This is a genomic window from Paenibacillus campi (assembly GCF_034659835.1).
Lineage (GTDB): Bacteria > Bacillota > Bacilli > Paenibacillales > Paenibacillaceae > Saccharibacillus > Saccharibacillus campi.
On record NZ_JAXSQZ010000004.1, the window covers coordinates 284,534 to 298,280 of the forward strand.

The 13,747-nt window shown below is 50.6% G+C and carries 8 protein-coding genes; 6 read left to right on the forward strand and 2 right to left on the reverse strand.

Going from position 1 to position 13,747, the window contains the following annotated elements:
• Window positions 1-13 precede the first annotated feature (13 nt).
• The 3 genes from U1I11_RS12255 to U1I11_RS12265 all read left to right on the forward strand — a co-directional run bounded on the left by U1I11_RS12255 (window position 14) and on the right by U1I11_RS12265 (window position 5,961).
• Window positions 14-2,218, forward strand: coding sequence for a putative baseplate assembly protein (locus U1I11_RS12255; protein ID WP_322906413.1), 2,205 nt, complete (start codon window positions 14-16; stop codon window positions 2,216-2,218).
• A 36-nt stretch (window positions 2,219-2,254) separates the two neighbouring features.
• Complete coding sequence (locus U1I11_RS12260; RefSeq protein ID WP_322906414.1) at window positions 2,255-4,360, forward strand: phage tail protein; 2,106 nt, start codon at window positions 2,255-2,257, stop codon at window positions 4,358-4,360.
• 62 nt (window positions 4,361-4,422) lie between these two features.
• Complete coding sequence (locus U1I11_RS12265) at window positions 4,423-5,961, forward strand: hypothetical protein (RefSeq protein ID WP_322906415.1); 1,539 nt, start codon at window positions 4,423-4,425, stop codon at window positions 5,959-5,961.
• A gap of 222 nt (window positions 5,962-6,183) precedes the next feature.
• Here the strand turns inward: U1I11_RS12265 and U1I11_RS12270 are convergent, their stop codons facing one another.
• Together U1I11_RS12270 and U1I11_RS12275 are read right to left on the reverse strand one after the other, a co-directional pair.
• Window positions 6,184-7,842 carry an MORN repeat-containing protein gene (locus U1I11_RS12270; RefSeq protein ID WP_322906416.1) on the reverse strand — a complete coding sequence of 553 codons (1,659 nt, stop codon included), beginning with the start codon at window positions 7,840-7,842 and terminating at the stop codon, window positions 6,184-6,186.
• A 15-nt stretch (window positions 7,843-7,857) separates the two neighbouring features.
• Entirely contained in the window at window positions 7,858-8,247 is a 390-nt protein-coding gene (locus tag U1I11_RS12275; RefSeq protein WP_322906417.1) for a DUF4280 domain-containing protein, read from the reverse strand.
• Window positions 8,248-8,457: 210 nt separating this feature from the next.
• Here U1I11_RS12275 and U1I11_RS12280 point away from each other — a divergent pair, with 210 nt between their 5' ends.
• The 3 genes from U1I11_RS12280 (at window position 8,458) to U1I11_RS12290 (ending at window position 13,222) form a co-directional block, all read left to right on the forward strand.
• On the forward strand, window positions 8,458-11,286 hold the full coding sequence (locus U1I11_RS12280; protein ID WP_322906418.1) for a HAMP domain-containing protein: 2,829 nt from the start codon (window positions 8,458-8,460) through the stop codon (window positions 11,284-11,286).
• Window positions 11,287-11,530: 244 nt separating this feature from the next.
• Complete coding sequence (locus U1I11_RS12285; protein WP_322906419.1) at window positions 11,531-12,325, forward strand: eCIS core domain-containing protein; 795 nt, start codon at window positions 11,531-11,533, stop codon at window positions 12,323-12,325.
• A gap of 567 nt (window positions 12,326-12,892) precedes the next feature.
• Window positions 12,893-13,222, forward strand: a complete 330-nt coding sequence (locus tag U1I11_RS12290; protein ID WP_322906420.1) for a hypothetical protein — start codon at window positions 12,893-12,895, stop codon at window positions 13,220-13,222.
• Window positions 13,223-13,747 lie beyond the last annotated feature (525 nt).

Genomic DNA, 13,747 nt, shown 5'->3' on the forward strand with positions numbered 1-13,747 from the left:
GGAGAGAACAAACATGTTGCCCAATCTAAATTTGGATGATCGTACCTATGCGCAAATTATGGAGCGCGCCAGACAAGCGATTCACCGTTACAGCCCCGAATGGACCGATGAAAATGAACATGATCCGGGCATCACGATGTTGGAAATGTTCTCCTGGCTAACCGAGGCGCAGCAATATTATATCAACCGCGTGACCGCTCGCAATGAGCTGAAGTTTTTGCAATTGCTCGGTGTGGAGCCACAGCAAGCCACTTGTGCGGAAACGGACGTGCAGTTTACCGGGGTTAAACAGCAACGTTTGCTGCCTACAGGCACACGGCTGCGTGCGGATACGATCGTATTTGAAACGCAGTCTCCATTATGGCTACTGCCGCATCAGATTGAGCGTGTAGTCGTGCAGCATGACAATACATCGGTAATGCATGCATGGGAAGGGCTGCGTTCACCGGAGTTTGCCCTATTTGGCGCAGATGGCAAAGCAGGTAACTGCTTTTGCATCGGATTCGATATGCCGCTGCCGGTTAATCAGCCGTTACATCTGACGTTTGATTTGGTAAGCAAAAACCGTTTTCCGCGCAATCCGATCGATCCGCAAGCAGTACACACGCCGCTCGCTGTGCTGAAGTGGGAATTTTATAGAGACGGGCAATGGCAGGAGATTGAGCTGCGGCAAGATACGACGTTTGAGCTAACATTTGATGGTGATTTGCGGATGACGATTCCGGGTGTAATGACTCCATATGCGCTCTATCCGGCAACTGATCGTCCGCGCTGTTGGCTGCGCTGCACGCTCGTTGAATCCGGATATGAAACGCCACCGGTGCTGCGGCATTTGCTGCTCAATACGGTACGCGCGCGCGAAGGGAACGGTACGGTCGTATGCACACAGACGAATTGGGACGGTGAAGGGATACCGGTGCTTTATTGGTCGCATCAGCTTGCTCATCCAGGCATGATGGAGGTGCGTGTGTATGAGCAGGATGGATGGTACATGTGGCAAGCGGTAGATGACCTGGCATTATGCGGCCCGAATGATCGCTGCTATGTGCTGACCGAATATCCAGCTGAATCGAAAGTGTCGGTTTATTTTGGTGATGGACGGCATGGGCGCTCATTGCCTGCTGGTACGAACCATATCCTGTTTGTAGCATGGGAACAGGGCTGGCAGCAGCGACGTTATGCGGGCACTGGCACAGGGATGCCGGATCAGCGTTACCGAGTGGCGACGCCGGAGGAATCGCTCTGTCTGTTGCGTATACAGACCGCTACCGCCGATACGGACGGCAAGCTGGTCAAATGGCATGAATGGACACGGGTTGCGAACTTTGATAGCTCCGGTCCAGATGATCGGCATTTTTATTATGATGAGCGTACTGGTGAAATCGTGTTTGGCGATAATCGACATGGTCGAGCAGCAGAGCGTGCGAACCGTCCGAATATCGTCATGATCGCGCGCACATCCGGGGGCGGTGAGCGTGGTAATGTGCGCAGCGGTGTGTTGCGACTGGAGGAGGATGACGCACAATCGCCATCGCTGCGTGCCTCCAACTACACGCACGGACGGGGCGGTCATGGCACCGAAACGCTGGCGGCGGCGAAGCGCAGACTGGCGGGCAATTTGCATGAGGTAGAGCGTGCGGTCACGGCGGAAGATTACGAGACGATTGCGCTGCGGACACCTGGACTGCGCGTCGGACGGGTGAAGGCGTTACCGCTGTATGTGAGCGGGCTTGGCGGGTATCCGCAACGCAAAGCGCCCGGACAGATGACACTAGTCGTCGTGCCTTATACCGAGCAGCGTAAGCTTGATCCATCACCGCTTTTTTTGCAGGCGGTACGGCGTTATATGGATCGTTATCGCATGCTGGGCACAGAGCTGCATGTGATCGGCCCACAATATATACAGGCGAATGTGCAGGCACGTATTGTAGTGGAGCCGCAGTTAAAAGGCAGAGAATCGATCTTTTTGAAGGCGCTAAATGACTATTTTGACCCGCTCGGTCGTGAACGCGAATTTGGCAAAACGATCCGCAGTGGTGATCTGCACAATTGGCTAGCACATATTCCGGGTGTGCTGTACGTATCCGATCTGTGGGTTACTGCCGAAGGCAGCGGTACAGTGCGTGACGAAAGCGGCAATATTCGCATTTTGCCGCATGCGCTGACGTATGCTGGCGAGCATGAGGTACAGCTGTTCACGGCGTCTGAAATCCGCTGAATGCAAGTACGATGCGAGAGAAAGGAGGAATGGATCATGAGAATACCGGGCATTGCTTTTAACAAGCCGTCTGATTGGGTGACAGGTAAAGCGATCAATCTCGATATTGGCGAACAGGGCATTACGCTGCGTCGTGAAATGAAGTACAGTGCTTCAGGACGTTTTCCCGTCATCGCTCCCGGTGTACCTATTCATACGATAGCAGCCGAGCGCAACGGCAAGCTTTATATGATGGATAACAGAGGAGCGGTATTCCTGCTTGATCCTGCTTATCCGGCACCAGAGCTACTGTTAGCCGCTACCTATCGCGAACATATGTCCGAATCGTTGCTGCTGGGAACGACCGAGCGGTTTGCGATCCTGCCTTTGCATCCACGGCAGGCGATGATTAGCGTATATGCGGCGATCAATGGGCAATGTCTATGGCAAGTGAACGTGAGTGTAGTGGATGGCGAGAGCATACAGACACTTGCCGCCGCGCACGAAAGTGAGCAACTGCACCTGTTGCAGCGACGACGAACGATTCCGCTGCAAGAGGATGAAGCAGAGTCGGATGGGCAACCGAGATGGAACTATGAGCTGCACAGCTATAATTGGAATGGACGTTTGTTACGCAGTCGCTCATTGCCGAATCATTTGGCAAACGCTAAAGGTAATGCGGATCATCCAGCTCGTGATCGTGATCGCTGGAAAATGGCGGTGTATGGCGAAACCGTTTATGTGGCTGCTCCGAATAGCAGTACGATTTGGAGCTGGAATGAAGCGGGTGAGCCGAGCGGATTTTCGTTAGTCGGTTATCGGCTGGAAGGGGATATGAGCGAAGGGCCGGACGGTGCTATTTATGCAGGTGTTCACGATTTGCGCAGCGCAAACGAGATGGCGGCGTATCTGATCGTCATATCGCCACAAGGCGACTGGGAACGGGTGCCTGGTTATACCGGACGTGTAGATGAGTTGCTGCGCAGCGGTGAACAATTGCTCGTTCATGATGCGTCCGCTGCCATTATGACCATTTTCAGGCGCAATCGTATGATCCGCTCGCCGCTGGAAACGGATGGCTTGCCGCGTGGGCATCTGTTACTGCCGTCGGCAGACAGCGGTACAGAGGGCAATATGTGGCATAATTTACGCATCGATGCCGATGTGCCGCCGGAAACGAGATTGATCGTCCATTATTATGCCGCTGATCATATGCAGATACAGTGGCGTAATCGGGTGTATACGATTGACGAATGGCTGCATGCACCGGAGATTGGCAATCGGCAGCGGCTCCATTATATTCATGAGCATTGGCAAGCATTGCCGCTTAATCCGCTTAATGCTCTTTTTCCCGAAGCGCGTGGACGCTATCTATGGGTTGCGCTCGAATTGTCGGGTAGCTGGACACAGGCGCCATTGGTACGCGAATTGGAACTGTTTTATCCGCGTACGTCGCTGTTGCATTATTTGCCAGAGCTGTATCAGGAGCAGGGAGAGCAGTCGTTTCTAGGACGATTTCTCGCATTGTTCGGTCACTTTTTCCGTGAGCTACATCAACAGATCGATGAGATGCCGTATCGGTTTGATCCGGAATTGATCGAAGGCGACTTTTTGCGTTGGATGGCAGGGTGGGTCGGCATTGCGGCGGACGAAAGTTGGGATGATGATCTGTTGCGCCGTTATTTGCACCGGATGCCCGGGCTGTATCGGATTCGCGGCACACGGGAAGCGATGGTACAAACGATGGAGTTAATGACCGGCAAACGGCCGTATGTGCTGGAGCATTTCCAATATAAGCATTTGTTGCATGATCCGGACTGGAACGAAGCGTTAAAACCGCTGTACAACGATATGCCGTATAGCTTTCTGGTGCTCGTTCCGCCGGATACCGTCCATTCGGAACGGCAAAAGGAAATGCTTCAGCGCATGCTGCATGAGGAAAAGCCGGTTATGACCGAAGCGGAGCTAGTTGTGTTGGAGCCGCGTATACGTCTAGGTGCACACACCTATTTGGAAATTAATTCGGTACTATCCCGTCCGTCGCGCATGTCCATCGATGAGCAGTCGGTCGTCTCGTACGATACCGTATTGACCGATGGCGGTGAAACCGCAGCAGCAACGTTTCCGTTTCGTTTGGATGAGGCGATTAAGCTGGAACATTGAGCAGTGCCGCTGCCGAACTATACAGCTGGCACTGACATGACCATATAAAAGGAGTTCATGGTATGAGCAATTCTCGCTATTATCCGTTTGAGCGTAACCGTTATTTTTACGGTAAGCTGCTGACGGTCAGAGACTTTGAAGCCGAACAACAGTATACGGTGAACAAAAGACGGCTGTTGAACCGACTGCTATTTGGACCGGGTATCATTACCGGTTTGACCGTTATCATGGTGGATGACAAAACGCTATCGATCCAGTCAGGTGCTGCGCTCGACAGTCTGGGACGTGAAATTATCGTCCCGTCCCCAATTACAACGAGATTGTCGCTGATCGAAGGCTTTGGCAACAATGAATTTATTCGCGATTTGTATCTATGTATCGTCTACAATGAGCGCGGACGTGAGCCGGTGCATGCGCTGGAGCGCGGGCAGGAGCCGGCGTCTACCGATGATCTGAGCGAGCATAATCGCGTGCAAGAAACATTTAAGCTCGTGCTGCGCGAATATTCGGATGAATTGGATCAATACGGCATTATGAGCCTCAAGGAGCGTACGGTCTCTTTTTACAAAGACGATTCGGTGCGCATTCTAATCAAAGGACCGCGTTATGTGGCACCTGGAGAGGAATTCACCTTGCATATGGATGTGGTTAAAGCAAGGCGTGAGGCGCAGGTCATTTTGGATTGTGCACTGGAAAGTGATGGCGTACAGCTAAGCGGTGGTGAACATCGGGTCACGTATAACGATTCCAGCGAAGAAGCCGTGTCGGAATACCGGATCGATAGCCATTTTATCGCGGCTGAAGCGGCAGGCAAGGCGGTCATTCGGATCGTTACGGCGACGGTGCGTGTGGATGGGCGCACGATTCCAGTGCGTGAGGAAATTGTGTTCCCACTGGAAGTGATCGCTGATCCGCAAGGGCGCATCTGGCAAGATTATGTGGAACGTCCGCTCGATGCAGCGTTATCTGAGCGTCCGTCTGTCGTCTGTCTGGCACGTATCAGTTTAACCCGTATCCGTTCCACTTATGCGATTGAAGAAGTGCAGCGTGTCCCTTTTGGCGATTATGTACGCAATCTGTCCGAAATGCAGCGGTTAGGGCTGTTTAATGGCATAATGACCGAGCAGCGACAGGTACGTACGGTAGAAGCGCAGGCGGCACCGCTCGAATCCGATTGGATGCTCGGTTTGCTGGACAAGGAACAACAGGCAGAAGATGTGGCAGTTGCGCCACCAAGCGGTGTGCGCACCGGAACGATTGAATTGTCGCTATCTGGCGGGCGCGGGCATAACGGTTTGTTTGCCAAAGGGGAAAGTATCGTTTCCAACGAAATTCAGCACGGTTTTGGTCCAGGTACGGTGCATTTAACGCTTGCGCTATGCGATCAGGAAGATTCCCGCATTTTTGGCGGCAATCAAGATGTGTTTGACCATACGCCATATGAATCAACATTGCCGCAAGTGAAGCTGGGCACCGTTCAGTATCCCGAAAAGGGCAGCTTTCGAATCGGTGCGCGCGTATTTTCTTCGTCCGGCCCGTCTACATTACAAGTGCGTTGGTGGGCAACACGTGCGATCAATGAAGACGATACAACGAAGTAAACGAATCAAGCGACAATGCCGGTCATACTAGGCAAAATAAACGACAAAAAGCCTACAGCGAGCGATACCGCTGCTCACTCTAGGCTTCAGATCAGCTCTATTTACAATCAGCACCGTGTGTATAAGACAGCTACACAACTGCACAGCAACACGACTAAATCGACGTTACCGATAAGGCGGGAGCGATCAATCGACTGCCCGCCTACTTGGGGAACGATGAGGTTACGGTTGCTTCATCTCATCTGCTACATCGATCACATCAACCGATTGCAAACCGCTCTGATCCTTTTCTTTTCGTCCAAATTCAAAGCCATAGATCACATCATTGTCGATGAAAAAATATTTATGTTTGTTTGGATGGACAGCGCGGTCTTCGTCGGTTTTCTTTTGATTCTCGTCATTGACTTGAGCGTCATACAATTGTTCAGCCAGCCCTGCATCGGTAACAGTCACACGCGAGACGACGGCATTGGTACCTTTGATCGTAATTTCAAAAATAAGATGCAGGTCAGGATAATCAAGATAAGCAGGCTGCAAGCCTTCAGGTACAGTCGGCTGTTCGGTTGCAGGTGTGGAAGGAACCGCTGTACCCGTTGTGGCGGATGCGGAAGTGGCACCCGTTGCAGCTCCGGTGGAAACGGCGCTACCCGCAGCATTTCCAGTAGCAGATGGGTTGCTCGCAGCCGTTCCACCGCTCGCAGCAGCTGAGCCTGTCGCTGACGCAGCACTCCCGGTGCTACCGGCAGCAGATGCACCGTTCGTCGCCGTAGCGGTCGAGCTGCTAGCCGCAGTTGCCGTTCCGCCGGATGCTGTAGTCATCGGGCGCACGGTGGCGGGATCGCCCAGTATATTTTGCACTTCTTTGCGCGACAAGCCGAGGAAACGGGCAGGGTCGATCAAGCCTTTGCTAAAAAAGCCTTTGTATCGAATCAGTTTGTCGGCACCATATAGCGTACCGATGCCGTCGTAGACACCGTTGCGGAACTGTCCATCGTATACCGGATTGCCGCTGCTATCATACGATTTGCCCTGACCATCGTACTTGCCAGCGAGAAAACTGCCTTCATACAGTTTGACACCGCTGGCAGAGCTAACGACGCCTTGTCCCTGGCGTTGCCCGGCGACAAAGCTGCCGACATACATCGGCAACCCTTTGGCATCGTACGTTGTGCCTTGTCCGTTGAACAGCCCGTTTTGAAAGCTGCCTTTGTAACGCAGACTGCCATCATTACGGTAAAGTGTCCCTTCGCCATCGTATTTATCCAGCGCGAAGCCGCCTTCGTATAGCAGTCCAGAACGGGCATTGTACAGCTTACCAGTGCCGCTGCGAAGCTGGCTGGCAAAGCCGCCTTGATACAGAATCGTGCCGTCCGGCTGATATTGAGTCCCTTCGCCATTGTACAGCCCGTCTGCAAACTGACCGCTGTACACACGTTGCCCGGTAGTGTTATAGGCTGTGCCTTCGCCTTGCATACGTCCGCCGGCAAAACCGCCGTCATAACGCAGACCGCCTTCCCCGTAGAGCTGGCCGCTGCCGTCATATTTGCCATCTTTGAAGCCGCCTTTATAGACGAGCTGCTTGTTCTGCGGAGAATCGTATAACATCGCCTGCCCGGTATACGTTTTGGCTTTGCTCGTATTTTCGTACAGTGTGGGCCAACGTCCAAACCAACTGTACGGGAAAAAGATCGCCAGTATGATCAATAGCACCAGCGCGATCGAGATGATCCATAACCATTTTTTGCTAACCCAGTAATTGCCGATACGTTTGTACTGCTTTAGCGTGTGTGGCTTGGCGGTAAGTGACTGTTTGAACCATTCACCAGCTTTGCCTGCTGCTTGTTGGGAGAGCTTTTTAACCGGTTTCCATGCGCGTTCCAACTCGTTTCCTCCTGTTCATGGAATCATCGTATTCATTTGTCCGGGCTGGGTAATGCTGATCACACCGCCCCAGTTACAAAGGCATTTGGAGTCGTTGTTTAAAGCAGGCATATTGGCGATAAGTACGGTAGGCGCACCAGGCAGCCACGGTGCCATCGTCATCGGTATGCACGGCTGTGGCGTAAGTACACCGAGCGCCGCAGCGGTAGCGGCAGCAACGAGCGGATTGGCAAGTGACATGCATGTTCCAAATGGAGCGATATTGACGAATGGCTGATGATCCATAATGTTGGCGGCAGGAACGCCTCCAACAAGCACACGGTTGAGAGGAAGCACGTTCAATACAGACGGAGCGGCTCCAAAGCTGCATTGTAATCCGGCTCCCTGGCATACTTGAATGCCCAATGTTGCATCCTCCTTAGGGGATAGTTGGCTCCTGTGCCGGATGGCATAGAGCATGTCAGCGCGAAGGTGATGGATACGTGGTGAAATGTGTTGAATGTGTAAATTTTACCTTTTTCTATGGTACTATACGGCGCTTGGAAACGGCAATGACGAAGTTGCTAGCTCAATTGCCGAAATGCTCGATTTTGGATACAGGGGGAGTACAAAAATATGAAGCTGTGGCGTAGCTGGGGAGTGATGGTACTGCTGTTGGTGGCGCTATGTGTATGTGCTATTTTCAGTTACCATAATATTCATCTGCTAAGTGAATCGTTGCTGACCAGAACGGTAGCATTGGCGGATGTGAACAATGCGGCAACCGATGATCATGGAAATACATATATACTGGACAAACAACAACGCGTGATCAAGCTGAACAGTGAGGGGAAAGTCACGCTCATTGTGGATGCGCACGAAAACTGGCTCAAACGGACGCTGTTGCCCAACACAAGCGATGAATTTGTACAGCTTAGCATGATCAAAGTCGATGACGAAGGCAATATGTATATTGCACGTAACTATTACTCGCGTGATCGTACCGAGCTTCGCAAAGAGGAAATCGTGCGTTATGCACCGGACGGTACGCCTAGTGATACACCGCTCTATACGCTTCCTCATGATCCGCCGCTGCTCCATACGTATAACAAACTTACGTCCATGCTCGTCAAAAATGGCGTTTTGCGTTTTGCGATCATTACGGATAGCGGATTGACGCTGCATGAGATCAATCTGTCCACTCTTGCAGGGCGCGATCTGTTGCAAGTCGTGATCCCGTCTAACATCGGCGTGCAAAATGTAACCGGTTGGGCGAACGGCAAAATCTTTTTCACCGGCAAAGATGGCTTGGTTTACCGCGCAGGTGTACTTGGCGATTCGGCAACCAAAACGTCACTTTTGCAACGATTGCCGTTACTTACTGTACCTCAGTCGTCTGATAAACAGGCGGAGTTTAATTATAACTATCGACTGTTTTTGTCGCCGGATGACAAACTGTATGTGACCGATATCGGCACCGAGCGTATCGTTCGTTATGCTGGGGCGACAAGCGAACCGGTTGATCAGCTTAAACCGACTATCTGGCTCGATGATAAAATGTTGGCACAACGAGGTTATCCGCTGCATCTGGATGATATTAGTGCGATGGCAATCGGTCAGGCAAATCGAATTACGATCGGTGTTGGCGATACGATGATTCAGGCTAATCCTGATCTAACATCGTTTACAGTCATTAACAATCCGGCGATGTCCGGCTCGCTTGTGTTCAAAATAACTATGATCTGGATATGTACATTTCTAATCTGGATTATATTTGCCTTGTTGTTGCATCATATTTACGTATATGTGATGAAGCGCCATGTATCGATCATGATCAAACAGATGGCTGCCTTTTTACTTGTGCTCACCTGTCTGCTCGCATTTTTTGCACACCATATTATGGAGGTTTCAGTTCAGCAGCTTAAAGATCAGATTCAACAGCAACTGAAAAGTGCCGTTGAAATCAGCCGCGGAAATATAGATGGCGATCTGTTGCTGGCTATCGAATCACCGGAAGATTACGGCAAGCCTGTATTTGAAAAATTGGCGCAGATGAATCGTAAACTATTGCCCAAAGATGAGACGGCATTATACAGTGAGCTGTATATTTATTGGGAAGGCAGATTGTACGTTATGACCGATTACGGTGATCCCGTCGGCCCTTATTTTCCACAGCCGCTAGATCAGCAATTCCGTGAAGCATTGCAAGGCGAAACCGTTCGCAATGACGATACCGATCCACAAGGATCATGGCTATCCGCAGTCGGTCCCATTTATGATAGTAACGGGCAAATTATCGGGCTGCATGAAGTCGGTATGTCCGAAGAATACTTGAACAAAGAAAAGGATGCATTATACAACAAAATGTTCTGGCTGATTGTCATTAGTGCACCGCTGACCGCATTGTTGTTCTCCGTGCTGACCGCGCTGATTCTGTCATCGATCGGCAAGCTACGTGCCGGTGCGATTGAAATGGCGGCAGGTCATTTGGGCACACGCGTGCATATCGGCGGTATCCGTGATGAAGTGAGCGAGCTAGGCGATCAGTTTAATACGATGGCAGCGCAGATCGAACAGCAGATTAACAATATGAAGCTGTTAAGCCAGTCGTATTACCGCTTTGTCCCGCGCTCATTTCTTGATTTCCTCGATAAAAAAGACCTGACCGAAGTGCAGCTTGGCAATCAGGTTGAAAAAGAAATGAGCATGATGATTTGCAGCATTCGCTCCTTTTACCGCTACACAAAAGGGATGGACCCGTCGCAAATTTTCAATCTGATCAATCTGTTTCTCGGCAGCGCGGGACCGCGTATCCGTCATGCCGGTGGTATTGTGAACGATTATGCAGATGCGAGTTTATTCAGCTTGTTTCCGCGCTGGACAGAGGATGCGCTGGAAGCGGCGCTGTCGATCCGGCAACGGATCAATGAGGTCAATACGGACAATGCGGAACGCGGCGAGCGACAGATCGATATCGGTGTTGTAATTCATCGCGGCAGCTTGTTACTCGGTGTCGTCGGTGAGGAGGAACGGATGTCCAATGCGGTCATTTCGGAAGATGTGAATGTAGTGTTTGAGATGGAAAATATTAGCCAGCAACTGGGCGTCTATATTTTGCTCACTGACGAAGTGTACCAAGCGCTGGAACATCCGCAACGCTATGGTATTCGCGATCTTGGCTATATTCAGTCCGGTGCCGACGATGACCATGTGCGGCATCTGTATGAACTGTATGATGGCGACCCAGAACAGCAACGTCTGTTAAAGCAACGTACGACTGCCATTTTTGAAGAAGGCATTCAATTGTATCGTGACGGTCGCTTTTTGGAGGCGCGTGCACTGTTCTTGCAAATTATCCGGCAAAACGGTAGCGATCAGGCGGCAAGGCTATATTTTTATTTGAGTGATACTTATTACAGCGGTGGGACGGATGAAGATTGGAAAGGACAGTTGAAAATTTCGTGATGGGGATGGAGTAAGGAGCAGCGTAAGGGCGCGTAATTGTAGATTCGAGTTATATAAAGTAGCTGAAAATGGAAAAAAGTCGTGCTTTATTCAGTGAATGTTTTACAATAAACAGTAAGATGACAACAACGATCGTTCATTGAGATAAAACATTTTCCGCAACAGTTAACCGGTATATCATATGCATAAAATGAAACGAGTAAACAGGCGCTACCATTCATGCTTATGAACAGGAGGAAGTCGCATGTATGAATCCGAATCATCCCGCAAGCAAACAGCTGCACCGCCAAGCCAAAGCGTACCGCTCCAGCGTGAGCAGGCGTTGCGTTCACCGCAGACGGCTGCACCGTTTACAACAGGTGTAGGCGCATTCAGCAGCGGAACCGGAGCCGCACAGTTGATGGTATTGCAGCAAACGCTTGGCAACAGAGCGACGATGCAGCGAGTACGAGCACAGCAGCAAGAGCTTGCCGCACAAGCAGTTGCGCCGCTTCAGCGCGTCGCCGAGGACGATATGGCAGGAATGGATGAACTGGCAGCGGCGCTACAGTCGGGTGAATTGGAGGAAGCGGCTTCGGATTCGCCTGTCCAGCGCGCCGCAAACGCTGCTACTGCCGACCTGCCTATCCAGCGAACGACCGCTACATCTATAGCTTCCGACTCTACTAGCAGCGCCGCATCCGTCAACCAAACCGGTATGCCGGATGCGCTCAAAAGCGGGATTGAAAACATGTCCGGTATGGATATGTCGGATGTGCGTGTACATTACAACTCGCGCGAGCCGGATAAAGTGAATGCCCATGCGTATGCACAAGGCAGCGATATCCACCTCGCCCCCGGACAGGATCAGCATCTGCCACATGAAGCATGGCATGTCGTGCAGCAACGACAAGGACGTGTACAGCCGACGATGCAGTTGGCGGAAGGTGTGGCGATTAATGATGATGCCGGATTGGAGCAGGAAGCGACGGATTTGGGAGCACGTGCGCTTAGTGAAGGTGTCAAGCAGCGGAAGGCGCTGGTGGAGGGAAACGAATAATTTTATAAACAGGGCGTCTGGACATGCGGCGGTAGCGCGGTTTGTTGAATATAGTTTTGGAACAACAGTGTGATCGGCTTGCGAATAATTGTCATTTTTAACGGAGCAGATGGAAAATGACGAATGAACAAGCGCTATATTCCCATTCTATGGTATACTTGACCTACCAACTTTCCTAAAATGCAGTGAACTTGTTACGATCGTACCGATTTTTAACAGGTATCGCTGCATTTTTGTTACTGCTTTCTTTTACCGTTTAAACTGCTACACAACAGGCGCAATCCTTATTCCGATCCTATTGCCTCACCTTATTTTCGCTCTCCATCCTGAAGCGCCACGCGCTACGAACGCTGCTTCAGCAATAACGATCATCTTCATCCACAGCGTGTATGCAAACGAATGATACGTCGTCTAAGGGCGTAAACGTGGGCATCGTCTACTTTATGCACACTGATCATCCAAACGAATGTCCATCTTTGCATCCCGCTCACCGGACGGCAACGAACGAATCTATTGCGTATAGCACGCGCCCGAATCGGCTACAGAGTAGCCACAGGAGGTCAAACTATGAACTTAACGAACGAACAGGTGATACACGAAACATTTGGAGTCGGACAAGTAGTGGAAAATGATGACGAGCGCATTACAGTTATGTTTGCGCAAAATGTAGGTCGCAAAAGCTTCGTGTTCCCCGACGTGTTCAGCAGCCATTTAAAAATGCGCAAGCCGGACATTCAGGAGACGCTCAACCAAGCTTATGAAATGAAACAAAAGCAGCAGGCAGCACAGTTAGTAGTCGAAAAGCGTGAAGCTGAAGAAGAAGCGGTACGCCTTGCCGAAGAACAAGCGCAAGCGAAAAAAGCGACTCGCAAAAAAGCTACCAAAAAAAGCAGTTAATCTACGAGTTACGATCAACTATATTGAGCCTATAAGCGTATACGTTCCAGCAATCTACAGCATGATGCTTTCGATTAGAAGCCATTATGCTGTTTTTATTTGTTTGTCGCTACGCTACGTAATGGTTGTTGTTATGTAGCCATCGCTGTTTTTATGTGTCACAAAAGGTGAAGCGCAGCAAGCGCTGACAGACAAACGCTAGTTGTACGTAAAGCGCTAATGAATAACGTGCAGTTTCCAAATGTGCAGTTAACAAACTATACTAAAGCTATAATGTATAAAATTTGAATTATATGTCAAATTAAACTGAAATAAGGGTAAGAAATGAATAAGACATCCGGAATGCCGAGCATTGCACAACGACGTGTTGCGCTCGGACGTGTACATGTATGCATTCGCCTGTTTACATCAAGGCAGATTTGCACTCCAGCAGAAAGTATGGAAGTGCTAAGCTATTCCAGTTTGCGTACTCGTAGCTTACACGCAGATTGTGTACACGTCTTAGGCGTTTCTATGTTATTTTGG

What these genes read in the sequence shown, in the direction of transcription:
- U1I11_RS12290 (WP_322906420.1), top strand. Translation starts at nt 12,893, where the DNA reads ATGAACTTAACGAACGAACAGGTGATACACGAAACATTTGGAGTCGGA.
- U1I11_RS12265 (WP_322906415.1), top strand. Translation starts at nt 4,423, where the DNA reads ATGAGCAATTCTCGCTATTATCCGTTTGAGCGTAACCGTTATTTTTAC.
- U1I11_RS12280 (WP_322906418.1), top strand. Translation starts at nt 8,458, where the DNA reads ATGAAGCTGTGGCGTAGCTGGGGAGTGATGGTACTGCTGTTGGTGGCG.
- U1I11_RS12260 (WP_322906414.1), top strand. Translation starts at nt 2,255, where the DNA reads ATGAGAATACCGGGCATTGCTTTTAACAAGCCGTCTGATTGGGTGACA.
- U1I11_RS12285 (WP_322906419.1), top strand. Translation starts at nt 11,531, where the DNA reads ATGTATGAATCCGAATCATCCCGCAAGCAAACAGCTGCACCGCCAAGC.
- U1I11_RS12255 (WP_322906413.1), top strand. Translation starts at nt 14, where the DNA reads ATGTTGCCCAATCTAAATTTGGATGATCGTACCTATGCGCAAATTATG.